Origin of the sequence: Hyphomicrobium sp. 99, from assembly GCF_000384335.2 — a bacterium.
Taxonomy (GTDB): domain Bacteria; phylum Pseudomonadota; class Alphaproteobacteria; order Rhizobiales; family Hyphomicrobiaceae; genus Hyphomicrobium_B.
This window is the reverse complement of the sequence record NZ_KQ031382.1, coordinates 3,616,851-3,641,979: the sequence shown is the minus strand read 5'-3', so window position 1 is coordinate 3,641,979 and position 25,129 is coordinate 3,616,851. Positions and strand designations below refer to the sequence as shown.

Annotated in this window: 25 protein-coding genes and 1 pseudogene; 13 read left to right on the top strand and 13 right to left on the bottom strand. The window is 59.3% G+C overall.

Going from position 1 to position 25,129, the window contains the following annotated elements:
* The first annotated feature begins 1 nt into the window (after position 1).
* From G359_RS17565 to truA, 8 genes are all read left to right on the top strand, one after another.
* Complete coding sequence (locus G359_RS17565; protein ID WP_045837167.1) at positions 2–322, top strand: YbaB/EbfC family nucleoid-associated protein; 321 nt, start codon at positions 2–4, stop codon at positions 320–322.
* Positions 323–379: 57 nt separating this feature from the next.
* A complete protein-coding gene (gene recR / locus G359_RS17560; RefSeq protein ID WP_045837166.1) occupies positions 380–985 on the top strand; it encodes a recombination mediator RecR in 606 nt (201 codons plus the stop codon).
* A gap of 51 nt (positions 986–1,036) precedes the next feature.
* The gene (locus tag G359_RS17555) at positions 1,037–2,401 is read left to right on the top strand and encodes an MATE family efflux transporter (RefSeq protein WP_045837165.1); all 1,365 of its coding nucleotides are present in this window, start codon (positions 1,037–1,039) and stop codon (positions 2,399–2,401) included.
* A 101-nt stretch (positions 2,402–2,502) separates the two neighbouring features.
* Entirely contained in the window at positions 2,503–3,489 is a 987-nt protein-coding gene (locus G359_RS17550; protein ID WP_045837164.1) for an NAD-dependent epimerase/dehydratase family protein, read from the top strand.
* Between the two features lie 31 nt (positions 3,490–3,520).
* The gene (gene def, locus G359_RS17545) at positions 3,521–4,036 is read left to right on the top strand and encodes a peptide deformylase (RefSeq protein ID WP_045837163.1); all 516 of its coding nucleotides are present in this window, start codon (positions 3,521–3,523) and stop codon (positions 4,034–4,036) included.
* A gap of 66 nt (positions 4,037–4,102) precedes the next feature.
* Positions 4,103–5,038, top strand: a complete 936-nt coding sequence (fmt, locus tag G359_RS17540) for a methionyl-tRNA formyltransferase (protein WP_045837162.1) — start codon at positions 4,103–4,105, stop codon at positions 5,036–5,038.
* 78 nt (positions 5,039–5,116) lie between these two features.
* Positions 5,117–5,557 carry a hypothetical protein gene (locus G359_RS19810; RefSeq protein ID WP_052699442.1) on the top strand — a complete coding sequence of 147 codons (441 nt, stop codon included), beginning with the start codon at positions 5,117–5,119 and terminating at the stop codon, positions 5,555–5,557.
* Positions 5,558–5,626: 69 nt separating this feature from the next.
* Positions 5,627–6,379, top strand: coding sequence for a tRNA pseudouridine(38-40) synthase TruA (gene truA, locus G359_RS17530; protein WP_045837161.1), 753 nt, complete (start codon positions 5,627–5,629; stop codon positions 6,377–6,379).
* On the opposite strand, the gene folE is transcribed toward truA, so the two are convergent.
* From folE to G359_RS17510, 4 genes are all read right to left on the bottom strand, one after another.
* Positions 6,376–6,969 (bottom strand): GTP cyclohydrolase I FolE, encoded by a 594-nt coding sequence (folE, locus tag G359_RS17525; RefSeq protein WP_045837160.1) that lies wholly within the window; start codon positions 6,967–6,969, stop codon positions 6,376–6,378. The two genes, truA and folE, sit on opposite strands and share 4 nt — an antisense overlap.
* Before the next feature lie 221 nt (positions 6,970–7,190).
* Positions 7,191–8,561 (bottom strand): magnesium transporter, encoded by a 1,371-nt coding sequence (mgtE, locus tag G359_RS17520; RefSeq protein WP_045837159.1) that lies wholly within the window; start codon positions 8,559–8,561, stop codon positions 7,191–7,193.
* A 275-nt stretch (positions 8,562–8,836) separates the two neighbouring features.
* Positions 8,837–9,427, bottom strand: a complete 591-nt coding sequence (locus G359_RS19805) for a hypothetical protein (protein ID WP_156150824.1) — start codon at positions 9,425–9,427, stop codon at positions 8,837–8,839.
* A gap of 111 nt (positions 9,428–9,538) precedes the next feature.
* Positions 9,539–11,890 (bottom strand): YadA family autotransporter adhesin, encoded by a 2,352-nt coding sequence (locus G359_RS17510; protein WP_371199104.1) that lies wholly within the window; start codon positions 11,888–11,890, stop codon positions 9,539–9,541.
* Here G359_RS17510 and G359_RS20630 point away from each other — a divergent pair.
* The 4 genes and pseudogenes from G359_RS20630 (at position 11,835) to G359_RS17495 (ending at position 14,255) form a co-directional block, all read left to right on the top strand.
* Positions 11,835–12,173: a hypothetical protein gene (locus G359_RS20630; protein WP_156150823.1), complete on the top strand. Its 339-nt coding sequence runs from the start codon at positions 11,835–11,837 to the stop codon at positions 12,171–12,173. The two genes, G359_RS17510 and G359_RS20630, sit on opposite strands and share 56 nt — an antisense overlap.
* 367 nt (positions 12,174–12,540) lie before the next feature.
* A complete protein-coding gene (locus G359_RS17500; protein WP_197077606.1) occupies positions 12,541–12,741 on the top strand; it encodes a response regulator transcription factor in 201 nt (66 codons plus the stop codon).
* 50 nt (positions 12,742–12,791) lie between these two features.
* A pseudogene (locus tag G359_RS20990) lies at positions 12,792–12,932 on the top strand (cytochrome P460); the annotation flags it as partial.
* 216 nt (positions 12,933–13,148) lie between these two features.
* Positions 13,149–14,255, top strand: a complete 1,107-nt coding sequence (locus G359_RS17495) for a type III polyketide synthase (RefSeq protein WP_052699440.1) — start codon at positions 13,149–13,151, stop codon at positions 14,253–14,255.
* Here G359_RS17495 and G359_RS19800 read toward each other — a convergent pair.
* The 4 genes from G359_RS19800 to G359_RS21175 all read right to left on the bottom strand — a co-directional run bounded on the left by G359_RS19800 (position 14,252) and on the right by G359_RS21175 (position 17,930).
* Positions 14,252–15,421 carry an NAD(P)/FAD-dependent oxidoreductase gene (locus tag G359_RS19800; RefSeq protein WP_052699439.1) on the bottom strand — a complete coding sequence of 390 codons (1,170 nt, stop codon included), beginning with the start codon at positions 15,419–15,421 and terminating at the stop codon, positions 14,252–14,254. The two genes, G359_RS17495 and G359_RS19800, sit on opposite strands and share 4 nt — an antisense overlap.
* Positions 15,396–15,947, bottom strand: a complete 552-nt coding sequence (locus tag G359_RS17485) for an isoprenylcysteine carboxyl methyltransferase family protein (protein ID WP_045837154.1) — start codon at positions 15,945–15,947, stop codon at positions 15,396–15,398. Before G359_RS17485 ends, G359_RS19800 begins: the two co-directional genes overlap by 26 nt.
* A 106-nt stretch (positions 15,948–16,053) precedes the next feature.
* Positions 16,054–17,052: an NAD-dependent epimerase/dehydratase family protein gene (locus tag G359_RS17480; RefSeq protein ID WP_197077605.1), complete on the bottom strand. Its 999-nt coding sequence runs from the start codon at positions 17,050–17,052 to the stop codon at positions 16,054–16,056.
* A gap of 116 nt (positions 17,053–17,168) precedes the next feature.
* Positions 17,169–17,930 carry an SH3 domain-containing protein gene (locus G359_RS21175; protein WP_082072993.1) on the bottom strand — a complete coding sequence of 254 codons (762 nt, stop codon included), beginning with the start codon at positions 17,928–17,930 and terminating at the stop codon, positions 17,169–17,171.
* 496 nt (positions 17,931–18,426) lie between these two features.
* Here G359_RS21175 and G359_RS20625 point away from each other — a divergent pair, with 496 nt between their 5' ends.
* Positions 18,427–18,627 carry a hypothetical protein gene (locus G359_RS20625; protein WP_156150821.1) on the top strand — a complete coding sequence of 67 codons (201 nt, stop codon included), beginning with the start codon at positions 18,427–18,429 and terminating at the stop codon, positions 18,625–18,627.
* A 229-nt stretch (positions 18,628–18,856) separates the two neighbouring features.
* Here the strand turns inward: G359_RS20625 and G359_RS17470 are convergent, their stop codons facing one another.
* The 5 genes from G359_RS17470 to G359_RS17450 form a co-directional block, all read right to left on the bottom strand.
* A complete protein-coding gene (locus G359_RS17470; RefSeq protein ID WP_052699438.1) occupies positions 18,857–20,929 on the bottom strand; it encodes a putative bifunctional diguanylate cyclase/phosphodiesterase in 2,073 nt (690 codons plus the stop codon).
* 677 nt (positions 20,930–21,606) lie between these two features.
* Entirely contained in the window at positions 21,607–22,392 is a 786-nt protein-coding gene (locus G359_RS19795; protein ID WP_082072992.1) for a VCBS domain-containing protein, read from the bottom strand.
* A 270-nt stretch (positions 22,393–22,662) separates the two neighbouring features.
* Positions 22,663–23,301 carry a hypothetical protein gene (locus G359_RS17460; RefSeq protein ID WP_045837151.1) on the bottom strand — a complete coding sequence of 213 codons (639 nt, stop codon included), beginning with the start codon at positions 23,299–23,301 and terminating at the stop codon, positions 22,663–22,665.
* 15 nt (positions 23,302–23,316) lie between these two features.
* The gene (locus G359_RS20620; RefSeq protein WP_156150820.1) at positions 23,317–23,733 is read right to left on the bottom strand and encodes a nucleotidyltransferase domain-containing protein; all 417 of its coding nucleotides are present in this window, start codon (positions 23,731–23,733) and stop codon (positions 23,317–23,319) included.
* Positions 23,734–24,236: 503 nt separating this feature from the next.
* Positions 24,237–25,124: an N-acetylneuraminate synthase family protein gene (locus tag G359_RS17450; protein ID WP_045837150.1), complete on the bottom strand. Its 888-nt coding sequence runs from the start codon at positions 25,122–25,124 to the stop codon at positions 24,237–24,239.
* Between the last annotated feature and the right edge of the window lie 5 nt (positions 25,125–25,129).

Here is a 25,129-nt window from a genome sequence, read left to right as displayed (position 1 = left end):
TATGAAAGACATAATGGGAATGATGAAGCAGGTGGGCCAGATGCAGGCTCGCCTCAAAGAGATGCAGGACGATCTCGCTAAGGCCGAAATCGAAGGCCAGTCGGGCGGCGGCCTCGTGCATCTGACTGTCGACGGCAAGGGTGAAGTCAAACGCGTTCGGATCGATCCGAGCCTGATGAAGCCGGACGAAGTCGAAATTCTCGAGGATCTCATCGTGGCTGCAGCTGCCGACGCGCGCGCCAAGGTCGATAACGTCATGCAGACCAAAATGGCCGAGATCACCGGTGGGCTTCCGCTGCCACCGGGCATGAAGCTTTTTTAAAAATTCGGAGACCCGCGCGGTTTCCTCAAAGTATCGGCTTCTCCGGCATCGCATTGAATGTCACGCAAAACGGCAGGTCCCGAAATCGAGCGTCTGGTGCAGCTCTTGGCGCGCTTGCCGGGACTTGGCCCGCGTTCGTCGCGCAAAGCTGTGCTGTCGTTACTCAAGCGGCGAAATGAGCTGCTCGTGCCGCTGTCGGAGGCTTTGCAGCTGGCGATCGCAAAGATCGCGGAATGTCCGGTGTGCGGAAATCTCGATACGGTTTCTCCGTGCAGCGTCTGCGCTGATCCGCGTCGTGATCAGAGTTTGATCGTGGTTGTCGAAGAGGTCGGCGATCTCTGGGCGCTGGAGCGCGCGGGCGTCGTGTCGGCGCAATATCATGTGCTCGGCGGACACCTGTCGCCGCTCGATGGCGTCGGGCCGGATAAGCTCAATATCGCGAGTCTCGTCGGCCGGGCGCAGTCACCCGCTGTGAAAGAGATCTTGCTGGCGCTCAACGCCACCGTCGAAGGCCAGTCGACGGCGCATTTCATCTCGGATCAACTCGCCTCGGCGGACGTTACGGTATCGCGTCTTGCGCAGGGCGTGCCCATTGGCGGCGAGCTCGATTATCTCGACGATGGTACGCTCGCTGCTGCGTTCAAGGCGCGTCGCAAATTATAAAATAATAAGAAGGCCGCCGCTGCTGTGGCGCGCCGCGGGAGGCCGCCACCTATGGCAGATGTCGAGACCATTCGTCGTCGAAGCGAAGGTCCGCGGTTTGTCACCGGTTCGTTGCTCGGTCACATCCTGTCCATGACAGCGGCGGGCGCCGTCGGGCTGATGGCGATCTTCGTCGGCGACCTCGCGAACATCTATTTTCTGTCGCGTCTTGGCGACGAGGCGATCGTCGCGGCGGTCGGTTATGCGAGTTCAGTTCTTTTCTTTGCAACATCGATCGGCATCGGCTTGTCCATTGCGGCGACGTCGCTGATCGCGCCCGCGCTTGGGGCGAGGCGACGCGTTCGCGCGCGCCGATTGTCCGCGAATGCGCACGTGCTGTCGTTTCTTTTCTCGGTCATCGCCAGTGTTGCGATCTGGCTCGCCATTCGGCCGTTGCTCGAACTTTTGGGGGCGACTGGCCGAACGTTCGAACTTGCGCGGTTCTATCTTCTGATCCTGGTGCCGACGCTGCCCATTCTCTCACTCGGCATGACGGCGGCGGCGGTGCTGCGTTCAGTCGGCGACGCGCGGCGGGCGATGTTCGTGACGTTGTCGGGCGCCATCGTCAATACGATCCTCGATCTCGTTCTGATCGTGCATTTCGGAATGGGTCTCGAAGGCGCGGTGTTCTCGACGCTCATTGGGCGCGCCGCGATGATGACTGTCGGTCTCTATGGCGTCATCGCCGTGCACGACTTGATGGGCCGGCCGAAGATCGCAACGCTTAAACAAGATGCTGGTCCCTATTGCCGCATCGCGGGTCCGGCAGTTCTGACCAACATCGCGCCGGCAGTCGGCAACGGTTACATCACGCTTGCGATGTCGAGGTATGGCGACGCGGCGGTTGCGGCGTGGGCTATCATCGGACGCATTACACCGGTGGCGTTCGGCGCCATTTACGCGCTTTCGGGTACGGTTGGGCCGATCCTCGGGCAGAACTTCGGGGCGCGATCGCCGTCGCGGATGCGGGATGTTTACACGCTGTCGCTGTTGACGATGGCGGCGTTCACGGGGCTCGCGTGGCTCATCCTGGCGCTCGTCGCGCATCCGCTCGCAAGTCTGTTCCGGGCGGGACCGGAGACGCGTGACCTGATCGTATTTTTCTGCCGTTGGCTGTCACCTCTGTTCGTATTTCTCGGAACGCTTTTTATCACGAGCGCGGTATTCAATACGCTCGGCCGAGCCCACTACTCGACATTGCTGAACTGGGGCCGCGCGACGCTCGGAACGATGCCGTTCGTTTTGCTCGGGGGGCATCTCTACGGAGCCGAGGGCGTGCTTGCCGGAAATATGATCGGCGGCGTCGCGTTCGGTTTAATTGCCATAATGGAGGGATATCGATTGATCGCGCGAGTCGGGAAAAGGCTGCTGCTTTAGGTTCTGTGGCGTTGCACTTTTCTCCGACGCAGTTTTAGATCGTCCGGGGACGGCCTTTTTGAGCCGGTTCAGCTTGCGGACCGGCATTTCGGGGAGAAGGCTTGGCCATTGCGCAGCGCATTCTTGTAACCGGCGCGTCTGGCTTCATCGGCCAGCACGTGGTCAGGGTGCTTGCGGACCGGGGTTACACCGTGCGCGCGGCGTCACGGCAGCCCATCGTTTTCGACAGTCCGCGCGTCGAGGGGGTGGCTGTCGGGGACATGTCGCGGTCGTTTGCTGCCGAGTTTCTGGTTCGCGGCGTCGATGCGGTGGTGCATGCGGCCGGTTTGTCCCATTCGCGCGCGAATTTGCCCGAGGCGGCGTATACGGCAATCAATGTTGATGCAACTCGCCAACTTGCCCGAGCTGCGCGGGCAGCGCGGGTGAAGCGCTTCGTGCTCATGTCCTCGATCCGCGCGCAAGTCGGCGTCACCTATCCGGGCGTCGTCACAGAAGCGACGTTCGCCGCCCCGACGGACGCCTACGGCCGGTCGAAGCTCGCGGCGGAGGTGATCCTCGCGAAGATGCTCGAGGGATCGCAAACGCATTGGACCGTGCTTCGTCCGGTGCTCGTCTATGGTGGCGGCGTCAGGGGCAACATGGCCGCGTTGATGCGTCTTGCCGCGTTGCCGGTTCCCTTGCCTTTCGCCGCCCTCAAGGCGCGCCGGTCGCTGCTCAGCATCGGCAATCTGCTCAGCGCCCTTCAATACGTTCTGCAGACCCAAACGGCCGAAAACACGACCTTCAATGTGGCCGACCGGGAGCCGTTAACAATAGCGGATGTCATTCGGGCGCTCCGCCGGGGAGCGGGACGGCCGGAGCTGCTTTTGCCGGTTCCGGAGGCGTCGCTTGCGGCATTGCTGCGGATAGCTGGGAAGCCCCATCTCGCCGACCGGCTGACGGGTGATCTGATTGTCGACCCCGTGCTCTTGAGGCGGATCGGCTGGGTTCCTCCGGAGGCGACAGTGGAGGCGCTGGCGGCATCGGCGCGGGTGGGACCAAGTGTCGAGCGCTCAAAACCTCAATGGTATAGAGCCGCACGCCATTGACCGTAGCTGCAGGCTTTCATATGTCAGCGCTATGTCCGTTCTTCCGATCATCACAATTCCTGATCCCGTCCTGCGCAAGATCTCCGATCCGGTCGAGCGCGTGGACGATGCTGTCGTCAAGCTCATGGATGACATGCTCGAGACTATGTACGACGCGCCCGGCATCGGGCTCGCCGCCGTACAGGTCGGCATTCTGAAGCGGGTCGTCGTCATCGACGCGGCGGAGGATGACGAGCCTCCGAGGCCGATCGCCATGGCCAACCCCGAACTGGTCGCCGTCGGCTCGGCGACGCGCGTGCATGAAGAGGGCTGCCTTTCCATTCCGGACGTGCGCGTCGAGATCGAACGGCCGTCGACGGTGACGGTGCGTTACATCGACCGTTACGGGAAAGAGCAGGAGCTGGCGGCGGACGGTTTGCTCGCGACCGCCATTCAGCACGAACTTGATCATCTCGACGGGCAGCTGATCATCGATTTTCTTTCGCGGCTGAAGCGCGACATCATCATCCGCAAGTTCAAGAAGCAGGTCCGGACGGGCGGGGACTGAACAACTCTACCCGCGCGTGCGGCCGGCCGACCGGCGGGCAGTCGCGCGCCAACATAGACGGGCGACATGCCGCTCAATATCATCTTCATGGGTACGCCGGATTTCTCCGTGCCGGTGCTGGACGGGATCGCGTCGGCCGGGCATCGGATCGTCGCCGTTTACAGCCAGCCGCCGCGGCCCGCTGGACGCGGCATGGCGGAAGTCAAATCGCCCGTTCAGCGCCGTGCCGAGGAATTGGGACTGGACGTCCGGACGCCGGTGAATTTCAAAAACGATGCGGATCGCGAAGCGTTCGCGGCGCTGAAGGCCGATGTGGCGGTGGTCGTCGCTTACGGACTGTTGCTGCCTAAGGCGGTGCTCGATGCGACACGGCTCGGGTGTTTCAACGTCCACGCTTCGAAGCTGCCGCGCTGGCGCGGGGCCGCTCCGATCCAGCGCGCGATCATGGCGGGCGACACGGTGACGGCCGTCAACATCATGCGGATGGAGCAGGGGCTCGACACGGGTCCGGTCTGCCTCGGTCGCGACGTTGCCATTCGTCCCGATATGACGGCCGGGGAACTGCACGATGAGCTGTCTCAGCTCGGCGCGAAGCTGATGGTCGAAGCACTCGTCAAAATCGAGTCTGGAGACATCGCCTGTGTGCCGCAGCCGAATGACGGCACGACCTATGCTGCCAAGATCGCCAAGGGCGAGACGCGCATCGATTTTTCCCGTCCGGCGGGCGAGGTCATCAATCACATTCGTGGGCTCTCGCCTTATCCGGGCGCGTGGTTCGAGATCGTGATCGGCGGCAAGGCCGAGAGGATCAGAGTTCTGGCGGCGGCGGAGACGAACGGGAATGCGGAGTCTGGCACGCTCCTCGACGATCAGTTGACGATCGCTTGCGGCCCGGGGGCCATTCGCGTTGAGAGATTGCAACGGGCGGGAAAGCAACCGATGGCTGCGGTGGATTTCCTTCGCGGCACGCGGCTTCCCGCGGGAACGCGTCTTGGCCGTTAATCATAGGCGCGAAAGGCACTGAGACTTTCGCTAGGTGCGGTTAATGTCGGAGCGATTCATCGGTCCGGAGAACCTGCCGTGCTTCGAAAGTTTGCGCTTCTTCTTTCCATCGGCGCTTCGGCCATTTGCGCTTTGGCGGTCTCTGCGAATGCGGATCGCTTCACGACGCGGATCGAGACGCGTCCCTATTACGGCGCGGTCGTTACGCTCGAGCATGGTGTTCGCGTTTATCGGCCGCTGCCGCCGGATCGCTACGTCATCATCAATCCCGACCGGGTTCCGCTGTCGCTCAGCATCAGCGACACGAACGTCTACGGGCAGAACGCGCCTGTGGGCGCTGGCGGCGGGTATGGCAGCAATCTTTATACGGGCGATGGGCTCTATCATGCCCCGGCGTGGGGCCGGGTCGTCGAGTGGCGGCCGGGTTTCTATCGTATCGGCGGACCTCGCGACGCGATGCATCTCCAGCACCACCGGCCGCCGAATAACAAGCCGCACGCAATTCAGCCGGCGCCGTAGCACAGGGCCGTTGAGGCGCTGCCCAGCAGAGGCTAGGGATGGCGGAAACCGCTTTTCAACCTGAGCCCGATGCCCCGTTACCGCATTACCATTGAATATGACGGCACGCCTTTCGTCGGCTGGCAGCGGCAGGCCGCAGGATTATCGATCCAGGGCTTGCTCGAAGACGCGATCCGTAAATTCACGGGTGAGACCGTGGGCGTGCGCGGCGCCGGGCGGACCGACGCGGGCGTTCATGCGCTCGGCCAAGTCGCGCATTTCGATCTGACGAAAGACTGGGCGGCGTCGCGCGTCCGCGATGCGATGAATTTTCATTTGCGTCCGCACCCGATCGGCATCGTCGCGTCGGAAGCCGTTGACGCGACTTTCGATGCGCGATTCAGCGCGGTGAAGCGCCATTACCGGTATCGCCTGCTGACGCGCCGCGCGCCACCGATCCTCGACAAGAACCGGGTGTGGTGGACGATGCGCGATCTCGATGCCGAGGCGATGAACGAGGCCGCGAAGGCGCTCGTCGGAAAACACGACTTCACGACGTTCCGCGCGGCGCAATGCCAGGCGCAGTCGCCCGTGAAGACGCTCGACGTCTTCGATATTCGCCGCTCGGGCGATGAAATCGTGTGCGAGGTTTCGGCGCGGTCGTTCCTGCACCATCAGGTGAGGTCGATGGTCGGGAGCCTGAAACTCGTCGGCGAAGGAAAGTGGTCGCGTGAGGATCTCGTGGCGGCGCTTGCCGCGTGCGATCGCGAGGCATGCGGGCCGGTATCGCCCGCATCCGGTCTCTATCTGGTCGGAGTGGATTACCCGGAAGACGCCCGTTAGATCGTCTTCGAGTCTTCCGTCACAATCGCCAGAAATTCCTGACGCGTGCTCGGATTGTCGCGGAATGCGCCGAGCATTCGGCTCGTCACCATGTCGGTTCCGGGCTTCATGACACCGCGCGTCGTCATGCAGTGATGCTCGGCCTTGATCATGACGGCGACGCCCTGCGGCTTCAGCACGTCCTGGATCGTGTTGGCGATCTGCGCGGTCATCTTCTCCTGGATCTGGAGACGCTTGGCGTAGGCATCGACAACGCGGGCGAGCTTGGAGATGCCGACGACGCGGCCATCGGGGATATAGCCGACCCAGGCGCGGCCGATGATGGGCGCCATGTGATGCTCGCAGTGGCTTTCAAAGCGGATGCCGCGGAGCACGATCATCTCGTCGTAGCCTTCGATTTCCTCGAAGGTTTTCTGGAGGATCGCCTCGGGGTCCTGGCCGTAGCCGCGGAAATATTCCTCGAATGCCTTCGTAACGCGGGAAGGCGTTTCCTTCAGGCCATCGCGCGAAGGATCGTCGCCCGCCCAGCGGAGGATTGTCTTGACTGCCGCTTCAACCTCGGCCCGCGTCGGCTTGTTTTCTGAATTCATTGGAGAACACTGGTTGTTATTGGAAGGAGCAGTGACGGCAACTGGCGCCGATGACGCCCTTATAGACCCATCGGATTCTAGACGGCAAACGTCACCTTGCCGCCGGTAGGTGGGGGCGAGGGTGACGTTTGTCGATATTGGAGACTTGTCGCAGTTAATTTCGGCATGATTGGACTACGCTGGGAATCGTCCTCCGGATCATTCCCCGGCCTTTTTTTCAGTCAAAGCAGTGTGCCGCGCAGAACGAGGAGCGCCACGCTGAAATAGATCATCAAGCCGGTGACATCGACGAGCGTTGCGACGAACGGGGCCGAGGCGCTTGCCGGGTCGAAGCCGAGACGTTTCAGCACAAACGGCAACATCGAGCCCATCAAAGAGCCGAAGGTCACGATGCCAACAAGGCCGAGGCCGACCGTCAATGCGACCAGCACCCAGTGCTCGCCATAATCGAAAATGCCGAGCTTCTGCCATATCGTAATGCGCACTATGCCGATCACGCCGAGGATGACCCCAAGCGTGATGCCGGTTGGGATTTCCCTGATGGCAACGCGCCACCAGTCGCGGAGCCGCAGCTGGCCAAGCGCGAGCGCGCGAATGAGCAGCGAGGTGGCTTGCGAGCCGGAGTTGCCGCCGGAGCTCATGATGAGCGGAATGAATAGGGTGAGCACGACCGCTTTTTCCAGCTCATCCGAGTAGTGCTGCATGGCGCTGGCGGTGAGCATTTCGCCGAGAAAGAGGGCGCACAGCCAGCCGGCGCGCTTGCGGATCATTTCGATAAAGCCGATTTGAAGATACGGCTCCGCGATGCCTTCGACGCCGCCGAACTTCTGGACGTCTTCCATACTTTCCGCGAGGATCGCGTCAACGACGTCGTCGACGGTCACGATGCCCAGCACGCGATGGCGGGCGTTGAGGACCGGCACGGCGAGAAGGTCGTGGATAGAGATCAGACGCGCTACTTCTTCGCGGTCGGTGTCCGGTCCGACCCAGACGGGTTCGCGGTCAGGCGCCACCTCGAGGATCGACTGATCGGGCTGTCCCATGATCAGCTGGCGCAATGTCACTGTCTGCACCAGCGCGCGCGATTGCGGATCGAGGACGTAGATCGCGTAGATCGTCTCTCGCGTGTGCTCTACCTCGCGGATAAGCTTCAGGGTTTCGGCGACGGTGAAGGTCGAAGGAACGCTGACGAATTCCGTCGTCATCATGCTGCCAGCGGTGCCCTCGGGATAGGCGAGCAGCAGCTTCAGCGAGGCGGCAGTCTCGAAGTCGAGGAGCCCTAAGAGCTTGGTGCGGTCGGGAGGGTCAAGCTGGCGAAGCGTGTCGGCCGCGCGGTCGGCGGACATGCCCTTCAGGACTTGGCCAGCGAATTCGTCGGGGAGTTCGAGGAACAGATCGCCGGCGCGCGTCAGCTCGGGCCGGTCGAAAATTTCGATGACGCGATCGAGGGGCAATTCGGCGAGTATCGAGCCAGCTGTCTCGAGGTCCAGCTCGTTGAGCTGGGCGACGATATCGGCGTCGTGCTCTTCGAGCAGCTCGACCAAGACAATCGGGTCTACGTTTTCACCCGAGGCGCTGCGGATGTTTTCCATGGCTCACTTTCCGATCCGCCGTTGCAACGGATCGTGGCGAGCCGACCTAGGTCAGGCCACGAGCCGCAACGGCCGAAGCATTCGACTACAGTCGCTAGACAAGGGTTGGGTTCCTTCGAAATCGCGGCGCCAAAAATCGTGGCAGCCACAAAGCCACATGATCCGATTGACATTAATAGTCAAGTGCAAGAGCTGCCGTTTTTTACGGCGTCCCGCGGCACGGCATCCGATGCGACCGAAGGTCAGCGTGCCACTCAAAGCAGTTCGGAGAGGCGTCAGCGCTGGGCGGTGTCGGGCATTCCGGATGTGGGGGGCGGCTCTGCTCGCGAAGTATTCAAGGCGATGCCGAACATGCGCCAGTGACCGGCCACGTTTTCATAGAGCAAATCGAAATTCACCTGCTCGGGACGTGTCGGCAGAAATCCGGAAAGGTGGAGCATTCCGTCCGGATTGATTTCCGGCTGACGGACGAGCTTGGGATCGAACATGAGAATGGGCGCGAGATCGATCTTGCGATTTCTGAGATCGGCGAAGATGCCGACGAGTGTCGCCTGGCTATTTGCGGCTTGGAACGCTGGAGACGCGAGGTCTCGAAGTACCGAATAGTTGCCACTCAGGTTGGCATCGTTGATCGTCAGAATAGTTCGGCGAATGAGGATGTTCAGCCCAGGGCCGTCGGGAATTGGCAGGGCAGTGGCGGTGGGAGATTTTTCAGGCGTTTTCTGCGGGGCAGCTGCGGGCGGTGCGGCCTTTCCCGGTGTGGCAGCATTCGCTGGGTTCGCCTTTTTCGTATCGACCGCATATGCGGCCGAAGCCGTCAGCACGAGTGCCAAGAGTGCGAGAAACGCGGAATGCCGTCGAAGCATGATCGGGTCTTTCGATGCTTTTCGCCCGATCCTCGATATGCACGAAAAGAGGCGAAAAAGCATCGCGGGCCCTCCTTGGACCCGCGATGTTATCCGAAGTTCAGACGGTCGTTACCACGTGAGCTGAGCACCGGCGCGGCCACCGACGCTGGTGTTGTTGCCGTGTCTGCTGTAGCTCTCTTCGGCGACGCTGACACCGATCGCGCCCGATACGGCGAGGCGTTCGCCCGAGCCGAAGATGTTGCGGCCAACGACGCCCATCGCGCTGAAGCCCAACGCGACGTTGTCTTCCCAGTAGGAGACGTTGCCGGCGACGCCAAACCGCTCGTTGCCAACAAGGTCGGGATTCGTCAGTGCCATCGCGATGGCGACGCCGCCGCCGAGTTTGCTCAGTGCGTCGTAGATAGCGCCGCCGTCCGTCGCGAGGTTGCCGTTATGATCGGAGGTGACGACTTCCAGCGGACCCGACTGGGCCGCTCTGCTGGCGTTCGAGGTTATGCCCGGCGTGGTGTATGTATTGCTGACCGTGCCGAACACTTGCTGATCGGCGCGCGTGGTGGTGGCCCCGTTTCCGAACGCCGCCGAGTTGCTGTACGTCGCGGAAGAATTCGGGCCAGCCGCCGTCGCAAAGGATCCCGTGGCTTCGCTGTTGTCGCCGTATGCGGCGCCGCCGTTCGCTGCATGTGCGTTTGAGCCCACCGCTACGGAACCGGTAGCCGACGAATATTCACCGATCGCAATCGCGCCTGCACCCGTCGATGAGGCGCCTGTGCCGACGGCGATCGAGTTCGTTTGAGTGGCTTCGGCATTTCCGATGGCAACTGAGCCATTTCCGGATGCTTCGGAGAGGGAGCCAACGGCGGTCGATCCGGTGCCCGAAGCTTCAGAGCCGGAGCCGAGGGCCGTTGATCCGAAGCCGGTTGCACTCGAGCCCGTGCCGTAGGCCGACGCGAAGCTGTTTCCAGCATTCGCAAATGCGCCGCTGGCGGTGCCGCCGAAGGTGAACGGATCGACTTGCGCGCCGAAGCCGTTCGCCGTTCCGAAGAGGGTGCCGCTCACGTTCGAGAACGCTCCGGCAGCCGTCGAGCCGAAGCTAAACTTGGCGTTCGACTCGTAGCCGTCGGCGCCAGAGAACGTGCTGAAGCTGGTGTTTGAAAGAGCTCCCGTCGATGTCGAGCCGAAGCTGAAGTTTGATGCCGCGCTAGCTCCGGTGGCGGTCGATAAAATACCGACTGCCGAAGCGCCTTGTCCGAGCGCGGTTGTGCCCGCGCCAGCGGCGAAAGCGTTTTGACCCACAGCTGTCGTATCGAAGCCCTGGGATTCAGCGCTGTCGCCCAAAGCCGTTGCATTGCCGCCCGAGGCTGCCGCGCCGTCGCCGACAGCAACGGCGTTGAAATTATTGGCACTCGATTTATTGCCGATGGCGACATTGCCGTTTGCGGTTGCCTTAGCGCTGGTGCCGATGGCGACGGCATCGTTGCCGGTGACGGTCGTACCCTCGCCAACGGCCACGTTCTTAGTGCCATTCACCGTGTTGTTGGCGCCGAGGACGTTATTACTGCCGCCACCACCTCCGACAGTGTTGGTGTTGCCGACGATGTTGTTGTTGCTCGTCGTCACGGCCGTGTTGCCATCGCCAATGATGGTGTTGTTGCTGAAGTTCGCCGTCGGGCCGCCGTTGTTGTTGCCGATGATCGTATTGCTGTCGCCCGTGGCTTGGTTATCGTTTCCGCCGAAATAATTGCTGTCGCCGTTGACCGTGTTGTTGTTGCCGGTAACGGTGTTATTCGAGCCGGTGACGTTATTGGGATCACCGGCGACGAAGTTGTTCGAGCCGTTGACCGTGTGGCCGACGCCGAGCACGGTGTTGTTGGCGCCGCCGCCTTGGATGCTGATGCCATTACCGAGGACGCTGTTGTTGCCGCCGGCTCCAGTGAGATTGTTGGCGCCCGTGATCACGTCATTCGTGCCGCCCGCGGTCGAGTTCGATCCGATGACGGTGGAGAAATCGCCTTGCGCCTGAGCGCCAGTCTTAGGACCGCTCAGCCCATCGGTGTCGCCGCCGATGGCGACCGATCCGTTGCCGAGGGCGGAGCTCACCGCTCCGAGAGACACGGACGCAGTTCCGCGAGAAGTCGCCAGAACACCTAGCGCCATACCGTCGGTTCCGTACGCCTGCGCGCCGGCGCCGAAGGCAATAGATTCATTTCCTTGGGCTTTCGCATCCGCTCCTATGGCGACCGAAAAGTCCGTGAATGCTTTCGCGCCGGTGCCATCCGGCCCTCCGGCAGGATTATGCGGGTCGGTAGCCGAACTGTAGTCGCCGCCAATGGCGATCGAATAATTCGCCATCGCGACCGCCGAGGCGCTCAACGCGGCAGAGCCGGTTCCAACGGCAGAACTATTGTTGCCGAAGGCGCTAGCTTGCGCGCCGGTGGCGGTGGCGTTCGGTCCGCATGCAATCGAGGTGTTGTTTGGGGCAGTCGCCCCGGAATTCGTGGCAGCTACGCTGGTGACGACACCCGTGACGAAGGGAAATATTGGGGTAAAGGCGAGGCTGGATGACGATGACACGCCAGTGGCGCAAGTGTCGGCAAAGGCGAACTCAGAATTTGTTCCGATAAAACCTATGCTAAGCGCCACCACGCTTGCATTTATCAGCAATGATTTTGGCGCAATTCGACGCGATACCAAGTACATGACACACTCCCCGCTACGCAAAATTATTTGGGACAACGCACTTTAAGATTCGCTCTTAACTCCCGGATTCATCCGCATTTGATTTGGCTCTAGATCTAAATCGATCGCGGGCACTCGACCCTCTCGCGCCAATTATCGTGCGCGAATCTGTCCACTAATTCTTGTTGGGGAAAAGCTAGTGCAATCGCTAGGTGTGTCGGCAATGCAACGAAATTCGATGGTCTTCAGCCGAGCGATGATCTGTGAACGTCGTAAACTGGCTCTTCGATGCAACTTTCAAAAACATTTCGTCTGAGAGTGTGTAAAAGCGAATAGTTCAGGGTCCGATGCTAACGATTCTTTGCCTTGAACGACATCAGCCGGGCGATATGCAGACTCGGTGTTCCGTGCGTGTGGGTCAGATGAAGAATGGCGTGCTCACAACTCGCGAAATGCAGTGCCTCGCGGGTTTGGCGCGCGGGCTTTCCAATAGTGAAATCGCAAAGCAGTTAGAGATCTCGTTGGCTACCGTCGCGCTCCATATCGGAAACGCGCGCAGGAAACTCGGTGCCAAGACCCGGGAGCAGGCCGTCGCGCTCGCCGTCAAGCAAGGATTGATAGATTTGGTCAGCTGATTTTCTTCGCCCCGGGATGATCGGCAATTCTCAGTGGCAATTTGAGAAACTATGATGCTGCCTCCGATACGTTCTCACCGGCCACCCCGAACGATCAGCCGCCGCAGGAGAACGACGCCAAGTGCGGGTTTGCGTGTCACACAATCGTGTCGGCAAAAGATTACATCTTCACGGCTTATTCGAAACGGTGAGCGGAGCGCCGGCGCTTCACTGCTCCAACACCTTTTGCTCAGCGACGCCAATAATGTACGTCGGCGGACGATTGTCGCGGTGCGACTGTTTGGGTCTTAGTCGACAGGTAAGCATGCTGATAAAGCAGATTTGCCGGCGCATTAAGAAATGACCTAACTGTTATTCAGCCGAAAGCGTAGAGACACTTCGCGCTTCTCGGCCGATGGGAACGATCCATGACGGTGTTGCCGGTTGATTTCGCGAAGCATGTGCGCAAACCCGACTTCGGGCTGCCGGTTGAAATTCTCTCGATTGCGTCCGCCAATCCGCCCCACAAGGTTAGCCAGAGCGATGCACTCGCAAATGCGGCCCTGATTTACCCGCAGTTCGCGAGCGTGCACGGACTCTTCTCCAATACGGGCATCGACCATCGTTATACCTGCCAACCTATGAGCTGGTACCGGCAAACGCACACGTGGGAAGAGCGGACCGAAGTCTTCCAAGAGCAGGCCTTGAATTTGCTCGAGCAGGTCGCGCTGGAAGCTACGGCGCGTGCGGGATTATCGCTCGACGACATCGATGCGTTTGTTACCAATACGATCACGGGCCTCGCTATACCGAGTCTCGACGCGCTGCTGATGAACCGCCTGCCATTTTCACCGAACGTCGAGCGGCTGCCGATTTTTGGTCTTGGCTGCGGCGGTGGCGTAGCGGGGCTTTCTCGCGCGGCACGTTTTGCTCAAGGGCGGCCGGACCGGAACGTTCTCTTCATCACAGTTGATCTCTGCAGTCTTTGCGCGCGTCCGAACGATCCGAGCATGGCGATGTTCGTTGCTGCGGCGTTGTTCGGAGATGGTGCCGCGGGCGTCGTTCTGCGGGCAAGCGCAAACGGCGCGAGTGAAGGCAGCAATGGCGATAGGCCTGTCGTGCGTGCGTTCGGCGAGCACACGTGGCGCAACACGCGTCATATCATGGGGTGGGATGTCAAAAGCGATGGCTTCGGCGTCGTGCTCAGTCCGGAGCTTCCGACGTTGATGCGCAATAATCTCGCTCAGGTGGTGAAAGAATTCATCGGCAGAAACGGCATGTCGCTCAGCGACTTTAAAGGATTCCTTTTTCATCCCGGCGGACGCAAGGTGCTCGAGACGGCGGAAGATGTGCTTGGCATCGACAGGTCGATGCTCGGGCATTCGTGGGATGTGCTGCGCGACTTCGGCAATATGTCGTCAGCGACGGCGCTCTTCATCTTGCAAAGAGCGATGAGGGCCGGTGACAAGGGGCGGCATCTGTTAGCGGCTTTCGGGCCGGGTTTCTCGGCTTATTTCGTGGCGCTGGATCTCTAGGTTCGCGCTTCTGTCGACGATATCAATCCGTCGAGACCGCGAAGCCGCGTCGCGGAGACAAGCATTGTCACCATACTGGGAAAGAGGCGCGCGCCGGCCATGCCTACGTTGCGGAGCCGCGGGTCGGCGATGACCCAATCGAGAGCCGCCGCCCGCTGGAACTGTGGTTTGTAGTTCGCGAGCATTCGGCGCTGAAAGTCGAGGGCGCCTTCACATTTGAGAATAGACTGCGCGGCGGCAATTCCCGATGCCAAAGCGAGCGCTGTGCCGTCACCCGAGAATGAGGGGATCACGGCCAATTGGTCGCCGACTGGATATATCGTCGGCGCAATCGCTGCCGATCGCATAAAGCCGTAAGGCAGTCCCGAGACGGCAAGCGGCTTTTCCCAAGCGGGTGCGGCGCCTGCCGTCAGCTCGTCGAAGATGGGCGACTGCTTTGCAAAATACGATGATTGCGTGGCCCAACTTGTTCCGATGAGTTGCAGGATTTGCGAATTGATGATCCACGCGATTGAGAGCGTTCCATCCTCGACCATGCAAAGCCCGAGATAGCCGCCGGCGAACGCGATCAAATGAACGGATCCGATCAGCGCAGTGCAGGCCGCGTCCGTGGGGCGCAGGTGCATCTTGAATCCGACCATCGGCCCGTCGGGCCGCGGTAGTCCGCGAATGTTGTGCTTGCCGCTTGCGAGTGCCGCCGCGCGGCATTCGAACGTCGCACGTGCCGTCTGAACGCGCACGCGACCTCCACAATCTTCGAGCCGTTCAACCGATGTCGCGCGATAGACCGTTGCGCCAGCGCGTTCGGCTGCCGTTAGAACCGTCTCATCGAGAAGGAGCCGTGAAATGCCGATCGCCTTGAACGGAAGCTCTGCGCTGGTCCGCTTCGCGCCATTCGCGAGACATAGTGTTTCGACAGGGCTGCCGCCGAGAGCATCGACGTCGATGCCGAGATATCGAAGCAGAGTTTGTGTGCGGTCGCTCAGGAATTCGCCGCAAACCTTATGATGCGGACCGCGCATGCGTTCAAATATCATTGCGCTCTTGCCGTGACGGGCAAGCTCGAGAGCGAAAGCGGAACCTGCGAGACCCCCGCCAACGGCAATGGCATCGGCCGTCGCGCCGCGGGACGGCGTTTCGTCAGATTTCTGTTCTCTGGGGTTCAAGGCTTTGCTCGGAAAGCGCGCGCCTGGCGGAAAGAGCTTCGTCTTCGAGTTCGATTTTGTAGGCGAGCACTGCGGTCCAAACCGCGCCCATGATAATGCTGACAGCCCAGGCGCCGAAGACTGCCGGCAGCAAAAACGTCTCGGTAATCGTGACCGCGTAATTGGGATGACGGAAATATTTATAGGGTCCGCGCAGGGTGACCGGTGCGCCCTCGATCGTAAATATGCGGTGGGTCCAAAATCGCCCGAGCGTGCCGATGACCCAATAGCGGACTCCTTGCAGAAGAATATAGGCCGCCGCCAAAATATAGGATTCGGTCGCGCTCGATGGGATCAGGAAAAAGATGCTTGCTATCCATGCAAGATGGGTCGTCGCGACGACAGGATAATAGGATCGGCCAACTTCTTTTGCTCCGGCCGCGATCAACGCCCGCGTATTGCGCGCCGAGTAGACCTCCTCGGCTCCTCTTTGAAGGAGAATGATAAGAGCGACTATCTGCGGCAACCCGATGCTATCTGAAATCATGGACTCGCCGCTCGCAAATGACTTCAGCCAGCTTACAAATGAATGTCCGAAATTTCTATGGGAAGCATTTTAATTGGTTGATCGATCCGTGATCAAACCGTTCAATTTATTCGGCGTTGCATTTTTGTTGTTCGGCTTTGTTGATCGATTTCTCCTGCAACCATGTCCGAACGGCATGCGGCACGCCCTGCTCGCAGGACGGAAAATCGAATGCGAAGCCGGTGGATTTCAAACGGCTGTTCGAAAGCCGGTTTTCATAGGCTAGGCTGTCGGCAACGACTTGGCCGACCAGAAGCTTCAGCAGAACGAAGGGCAACTTGCGGCCGTGCCCAGTCACGCCCAGCGTGTTCGCTGCGATCTTCGCCAATTGCTCACCTGGAACGGGTTCGTCGTCCACAATGAAGTAGCGGCTTCCTATCTCGCTATGCTGAGTCAGATGAAGAATGGCCCGGCCACAATCCTCGACGTGCACGGGAGAAGTGTAGCGGGCGCGACCTCGTAAACCGTAAACCGGTTTGCCGTTGCTGAGGGGTTCGAGGACATACTGCGCGAACCAGGAGCCGGGCCCATATACCCAGCCTGGAAACGCGGCCACGATCGGCAGTCCGCGCGCGACGTAGCCCGGCAGGGATTCGATTGCGGGAGCAAGATAGGGTCCCCATCCCCTGGGGTGAGGCGTCGCTCCTTCGTCGCAAATCACCGATCCGCAATCCCCATAGTAACTTGTGCCGGCGACGTAGACGATCCGCCGCGTTCTCGCCGGATCGATGGCCTCGAACAAGGCGCGATCCATGGCGACCCGGCGGACGCTGTACTGCTTGGCGCGAGACTTTGTGAGGCGACCGCCGAATGTCTGAGGCTGCGCGAGATGAATGACAGCGTCGGCCTTGCGTAGGGCTTCGCGCCACGTTCCCTTCGAGTCCGTCAAGTCGCCGACGATCGCGGTCGCTCCCACGGCTTCAAGCGATGCGGCGTTGCTTTTCGATCGGGTCAGCGCGTCGATTTCGTGGCTGGCGGCCATTGCTGCGCGGAGAAAGTACGCGCCGATGAATCCGGTCGCTCCGGTAAGGAAGATTCTTTGCCCCGACAGAGATGCCAAGGTCATCACCTCCATTCACCTTGCGATGTTGATCAGGTCATGCGGCCTGAACCATTCAACGTACAACGCAATGTGCAAAAAACCCCGGCTCATTTGAACCGGGGTTTTCAGTAAAACTTACTTCACGGGCCTCTAGGCCTATCGTCCGGACCTCTCGGCCTGTCGTCTTGACCTCTCGGTCTGTCTTGTTGGCCTCTCGGTCTGTCTTCGTGGCCTCTCGGCCTGTCTTCGGGGCCTCTCGGCCTTTCGCCTGGGCCTCCCGGTCCGTTGCCTGGGCCCTTCATTCTGTCGTCCAGGCCCCTCCGTCTATCATCCGGGCCACGTGGTGGACCGCCTGGGATGTTTCCCGGACCTGGATGCGGACGCCATCCACGGTCCGGAGGCGGTTGCATCCCCTGCGGTGGTCGATAGCCGCCTCCGCGCCACCAGCCTGGTTGGCGAGGCCCTGGAGGCGGTGCGTGCCATCCGGGACGTGGCCTCGGCGTGTAGGCGAACCAACGTGCACGATCTCCGTACCAAGGGCGTCCTACATAATAGTGGTTCCAATACTCTGCGGCGCTGAACGCAATGATTGGAATTCCAAATGCGGCCACGCCGTAATCCGGAAGCGGTCTCGGTTCGCCGCGGTAATCGAGTGCAAGGTATTCGCTGTACACCCAGCCGCGATTTCCAGCCCAGATGACGTCACACCAGGATTCATCTCGCAGACATCCTCTGACGTCCACGGGATCGCTGTCGGGAATAATGCCGACACTGGGATAGTCGATATCCGGACCTGCTCGTAAGTTGACATTCGCCGTGGCGTATCCCGGCGCTGCTTCTGCTGTCGAGATTCCGAGAACGACGGAACCGACAAGCGCGCAAATGACCGTTTGAATTTTCATGTGAGCATCCGAATGACGAGCTGCGTGCAGCAAGTCCAATTGAGTGGCGTTTGTGACTGGAGCATGGCGGCAAAGTTCTTACTTTTGCGTAAGATCAAGCATCGCCTGCGAACGAGATGCGCAGTCCGCTTTCAGCGCGGGAAACCGAAGGACGATCGCGTCGTGCTTAAAACTTCCCGGTCCTTAGGTGGCCAAGGAAGCGCGTGGCCTGCTGGCCAACTACTTCGCCAACCGTGAGCCTGCGGGGAATAATGCGAAATTCGGAAAATGCGCTGGAATAGTAGTCATCGTTGCCGCGCCAATCGTCGGGAAATGGCTTGGTCGGCGGGAGATCCGGCCTGTCGACGACAACCAAAACATGAAAGCGTAGCCTCGGGTTCTTGGACCGGATGATCGCAGAGACAGTGTCGGCAAGCTCCGGTGTTTTGGAGCGACACACGAAGAGAGTCGGCACACGCCCATATATTATCTTCCGAAGGTTTTCGCAGATGTGGTCATGACGCGATCGTGCACGCTCGTAGTCCTGTTCTATGCCATTTGGGAATTCGTGCATGTGCTGAGTCTTGTAGCGCTTGTTTTGCACCCAGCCTTGCGGAGCTATTTCCAAGTCATCGCGCTCGAAGAAGCCGCGGCAATCATTTTCGAGGTAGGCGATAAGCGCAGGATGAGGCGTTACCTGATGATCAAACACGCATGACGGGCAGTTCTGCTTTCCGAAATGGCGCCTGCTCTGAGCGGCAGGCTGGCAGTCTCGTCCCAAGCTTACAGCCTGATTGAATTCTCGCATCCACGATTCGCTCCCCCGACGCGGGGCAAATCTATATCGAATGTCGTTAGACTGAAAGTATCTTTACGGATGAGTTGCTCGTGATATCGCCGCTAGTCGGCAAGCCTAACCGTGCGCCGTCATCGAGACGCAGAATGAATTACGCCGTTGTCGTTAGTTCTTTTGACTCGTAAGTCTTGGTCGCGATTTGCGGCGGCCCAAGTTGCGAAGTTTCGATGTTGGTCTGCGGGTCGCGTCGTGGCCGGCCGATCAGATACCCTTGAACTTCATCACAACCTTCGTTGCACAGGAGAAGCAGTTGATCCTGCGTTTCAACCCCTTCCGCTAGCACCGAGATCTCGAGCGAACGTCCGAGCGCAAGCACGGCGCGCACAATGGCCTTTGCTTGCGGGTTGTCGATGACTTCACTGATGAAGGAGCGGTCAAGCTTGATGCGATCGAATGGGAAGCAGCGCAGCGTATCGAGCGAGGAGTATCCTATGCCGAAATCATCGATGGCCACAGTGACGCCGAGCGCCTTGATCTGCCTCAGCATGTGCAGCGTACGGGCCTTGTCTGCGATGATCGTGGATTCTGTCAGTTCGAGTTCCAGCCGGCTGGCCGCCAATCCGGATTCGAAAAGAGTTTGATGCACGAGAGCTGGAAGGTCAGTGTGGGTAAACTGCGCGGCAGACAGATTGACCGCGATCTTGTGCTCGGCGTCCCAGCTGGCGGCTTCATGGCAAGCCGTTTTGAGAACCCATTCTCCGATCGCCAGAATGGATCCCGTTTCTTCAGCGATCGGGATAAAGACAGCTGGCGGGACGTGTCCCCTGGTCGGATGTTTCCAGCGCAGGAGCACTTCGTAGCCGCAGATGTCGCCTGTCGGCACAGATGTCTGCACCTGATAGTGAAGCTCGAGTTCCTCGTTCTCTATGGCGCGCTTGAGATCCAGGGAGAGAAGTTGGCGTTCCCGCACCACTTCGTCCATATCCGGCTCGTAGTAGCAAACCGAGCGGATGATGTCGGCTTTGGCGCGGTACATAGCGAGGTCGGCGTTCGCCATAAGGCGCTCGACCGTATCTCCATCCTGAGGAAACAGCGCGACACCGATACTGCCACCGAGTGCAATGTTAAACTCATCCGTGTGGACCGGTTGAGCAAGGCAGTTATTGATGCGAAGCACGAAATCATGGACGTCGTCGAGGGAGCCGAACCGCTTCGCGGCAAAGAACTCATCGCCGCCCACTCGTGCTACGAATTCGCTGTCCTTCAGTAAGTTTTTCAGGCGCTGGCCGATAATCTTCAGCACTCGATCGCCAGCCTCGTGGCCGTAAAGATCGTTGACGTTCTTGAAGCGGTCGAGATCGATGCCGATGACCGCGAATTTGCCTTGCGTATCTTTGGCGAGGGACAGCTCATAGCCGAGATGGTCGCCAAGCCGCGTTCGGTTGGGGAGGCCAGTGAGCGCGTCGGTCAAGGCCAACATGCGAAGTTGATCGATCATTTCCTGATGCGACCGGGCATCGAGCAGATAACTCGCTATACCCGTCGCGGCCACGATCATCGCGACGCCGGCGACTGCCACGGCCATGCCTTCGATCGTTTCCTGGCCGACCAAGGACGCGCCCGTGACCATCGGCACGACGGTCATCGCTGCCATGCCTGTGAAGTGAAGGGACACGACGGCCAGGACAAATAAGCCAAGGCCAATGGGCCGCCTGCAGGGCAATCCCATGCGGCCGAACGCTTCAACCGATGCGGCCATCAGAACGATTGCAAGAAGGACAGATGCGACGACGTAGGGGATGCTCCATTCGACGATTCCGTCCACGTGGTAGGCCAACATCCCGATGTAATGCATCGCGGAGATTGCCACGCCGGACAGACCACCGCCGACAATCGCGGAGTATCTGAACTTACGGCCGGCTACGATGAAGCCAACGGCAATCCCTGAGATAGCGAGTAGAAGGGAAGCGAACGTTAGGATGGGATCGAAGGTGAAAGGAGCAGGGACTTGATATGCGAGTATGGCGATGAAGTGTGTGCACCAGACTGATGATCCAGCGGCGACTGCACCTAGGAACAGCCAGCCTTTTTGCTGGAACCCGAAATTCTCCCGGGCTCGCTTCAATAGGCCCATTGCCACCCAAGAGCCGCCGACGCAAACGAGAGCGGCGAGGAAAACCAGCCGCAGATCATGGGCTGTGAGAATGCACGCAACGACCGACATGTAACGTTCTGACGAAAGGGAACAGCGCCTTTGGCGCGCTCGACTGCGTAATCCGGATTGGCCGGGGCAGGCGGAGGCATCATGCCGTTGATCGTCGATCAATGCCTTGCAAACTGCTCCTTAGCGGGGGGATCGTTAAGGATGAGTTGTCCTACGGGAAAGTTTTTCTGTCGGCAGGAACGGGTGTCTCGGCCTTACGCAATGTCGGTCGCGCTGAATTTAACAGGTGAATAGCGCAGAGGCTTTTGAGCATTTAGGCTGGTGCTGCCGGAGGCTACCAAAGCAATTTCAAAGCCCTAGGAAAATAAGAGAATTTCGGATGACGGGTTGCCGATGTTGACTGATTTGTTGACTGCTTCCGGCGGCTCATTTTAGGGCTTTTTCTGAGTCTGTTCCCACACGAAATGATGCTCTGACGGCAACTAAATCAGCTACTCTCGATGTCTTGGCCACAGGAAGATTCTGAAACTCGAGAATACGTTTTCTCACGGACGCCACCCTCGATTCACTCGCTTGTGTGATTAATTTCACCTCTCTTCAGCGTTGAACGTCCACCATATCCGCGGCGGGGGGCAAATAGGACGGCCGGCAATTTCGTTGCCACTTCGACAGTACTCCATCGCCTTGTGACGAACCCGTTTATCGCGTCGGTCCATATTGAACCCAAAGGTAGCCGATCAGACGAGAATATCGAACGTGTAAGTTTGAAGCTGTGCCTTGCTAACCCCTGTCAGAGTTATCGTATCGCTACCTGAATGGATAACGGCATTGGCACCGCTGTCAGTGTGAGCGAGGACATCAGCAACCGATGTGAATGCAAGACTGCTGAGATCTAGCGTGTCATGATCGCTGAGCGTACCGATGGAAAAATCTGTCACCGTGTCTTTGCCAAAACCGGGATTGAAAATGAAGGTATCATTTCCCGCTCCGCCGGTAAGAGTGTCATTTCCAGCGCCGCCGTCTATCCGGTTAGCTACCGCGTTTCCGAAAAGTGTGTCGGCCGACGCGCCGCCTACAACGTTCTCGATTGACGACAGTGCAGCTAGCCCTAATTGACTTCCCGTCGCGATCCCAAGACCTAGATCAACCGATACGGAAGTGGCGAGAGACGACAGATCTAACGTGTCGCTGCCGGAACCACCGTCGAAGTAATGTGCCTGAAGGAAAGATCCTGCTTTTACTTTTACTTTGATAATGTCGTCACCCGCTTGTGCGTCGACGACCAAGTTTGTCGGCCCCACGGTGATCACATCATTGCCCGCCGGGCCCTTGACGTTCAGCTGATTTGCAGGCGGGCTGATCGCCTCATCGGCCCCGTGAATCGTCACTGTAATTGTTGATGACGCTGTGCGATCGAGCGACAGGACCGTGAGCTTATCGGCGCGCGTATCATTTGCATTCAGTGATTGCACTGCGGGGGAGGAGTTGAGCTTGGCATCGTGATGAGGGGGCGGCCCCGGCAATCGTCGTGTTCCTAGCGCTGGCGTCGGCAGCGGGAATCATATCGCCAAAGCAGATCGTCGAGCACGTCCTGATGCAAGATGGCGACGCCGAGCACAAGTAGCCAACCGCATAACGTGGTGCCTAGTTAATCGGATTGGCTTGGGCGGCGTCGCTCAGAGTTGGAGCCGCGCTCTATGACGAGCAGCAACCGGCCGTGATTATACATCTGCCGCATTTTGCCGTCAGCGCGAACTAGGGGCTTTCACAGAAGCAGGCGTGGCAACCGATCGTTAAGCCCTAGGCAAAAACTGCCGGCTGGGCATCTCTCGCGATATGGTCTTATGGACGATGATTGCGTCGTCCGAGACTTCCCAGGGATTGCGTGCGGCGTAGCGCCGGGGCGTTGTGGTCACGGTCAATCCGTCGTTGTGCTCGATCGCCAAAGTCAGTGTCTGCTCGTCGTCCAATATGTGATCCGGGATCTGCTGCGCCGTCAGCTGGCACCATGTTCTAAGCAGTCGTTTGGCCTTTTCAGTTTGCCGCCATATGACAAGGCGCGATGATGATATCGCGCGGATGCGCCATCCGGGCTCGTTCTTGGCGTGAACACCGACACCGATCCAGAGCGAGATATCGCCGGCGAATTCCAGGGCGGGAGTAATCGGACCATGCACGTCGATATCAACGTCCATCAGAACGATGGTGCGATCGGGAAAGTCTTCCATGGCCCGTTGCGTCACCAGCGGCTTGGCGAGCGTCGTCGCGTGCCACGTTCCCGATTCCCAGGCATAGAGCATGTGCGGAATCGCATGGCGGGAGAGACTGGCCGCGAAGTCGTCAGCCAACGGCCTGTAGTTCGGCGTGAAGAAGCCCACGACAACGTAGCCGCCGACGTCGAGGTATCCGCTGATGTTGGCCGCCGTGGTCACGTGAGCATCCTTCGTCTAGCCTGCCACGGGGTTGTCGAAATAGGACTCAGGGACGGCAAGTTCGAACCGATTTTGCAACGCTCGGATATCCTGAATGTCGGCTGAAACGCCGTTGGCGCGCATACGGTCGGCATCGAACGGCGAATTAAACACAACCGGATGGATATCGATTTCTAGACCCTCGGGAGTTCGCAGGACAAGCCGGAGCGGCAACCATGTCGCACGTTCGTCGCGAACAAATCCTAGCGTCCCTAGAGCGAGTTCGGCCGCCTCCAAATTAGGATCTGGGATGATGAGGTCGAGATCCAAGTGATCGCGGGTTTGCGTTTGAAGCAAAGCGTCGATGTCCCATCCCCCGTCGAGCCAGACCGGGATCCCGGAATCCTCAAGAAATCGAATGATGGGAACGACACGTTCGGCTGGAAATGTCATGAGACCCCCCAAATCTGATTTCGGCCAAATCCATAGCAGTGCCGTTTGTGATGGTGATTCGTGTTGGGATTCTGGGCGCAGAAAGAATGCTGGTCCTTGCCCGTTCTTGCCGCGAAGGGGCGTGACATGACCGAGCTGCGCCACGATCTCGTGTTCCGAACATCCGGCCTCGGCGAGTTCAGTTCCGCGTAGGGGGCGGAGCCCATGAATCGTGAAGCCGGTGATTCCGATACTCTTCAGATGCGCTCGCATCCGTTTCGCGAGTGTGTCCGCGTCGATTGAGTTTCCGACTGACGTACTAGAGGCCCTTCGGAAGCGGTCGAGGTAGGTCTGAAGCTCCGTACTCATCGATGCGTACGCGGGAAGCGGCAGCGCAAAAATTATGTAGCCGTCACGAAAACCTTTCTGCGAAGGAGGTTGGCACTCTCGCACGTAAGTCTTCGGCACCATCTGCTTCCTCCTCCAGCAAATATGCTTCGTGTCGGACTACTTCAATGGACGGATCAATTCGTGCTCAGAGTATCTTTGATGCGTAATCGCTCCGCCGCTCTTCGCTCGCTTTCGTAAACTCTCTTGATGCCATCTCCGAGTGCAAGTTCAATTGCTCTGAGGTCTTTGATTAATCGGCTCATGCCAACCGGTTCAACCGAAGCGGCTTGATCGCTTCCCCACATGGCTCGGTCGAGCGTAATGTGGCGTTCGATAAAACTCGCACCTAGCGCGACTGCCGCTACCGAAGTAGCTACTCCCACTTCGTGGCCGGAATAACCGACAGGGCAGGAATACAATTCGCGAAGCTTCGGGATCATCCGCAGATTGAGTTCTTTGTCTGCACAAGGATAGGCGCTCGTGCAGTGAGCGAGGAGCAAGCGCTCCGTTCCAAGAATGGATACCGCAGCATCAATTTGGTCCAGCGTGGACATACCGGTTGACAGCATGAGCGGAACTCCCGTGCTCCGGCAACTTTCAAGAAGTTCTCTATCTGTTAGGCACGCGGAAGGTATCTTGATGCAGGGCACCTCGAAGGATCTTATGAATTCAACCGAGTCCGCGTCCCAGCACGAAACAAACCATGCGATATCGTGCTCTCTGCAATATTGATCGATCTGTTGAAATTCGGCCTCTCCAAACTCGATTTTATTCCGATAGTCCATGTAACTAATATAGCCCCAGGGCGTCTCGCGCATCCGATCTCGTTGATCGGCAGGGACGCACTTTTCCGGATTGCGCTTTTGGAATTTAACCGCATCGCACCCCACTGCCTTGGCAACCGCAATCAGCCGCTTTGCGATGTCCACGTTGCCGTTGTGGTTGATTCCGATCTCGGCAATTACGTACGTAGGATAGCCGTCGCCTACCGTACGCCCTGCAATTTTGCGCAATGCGGCCATTATTA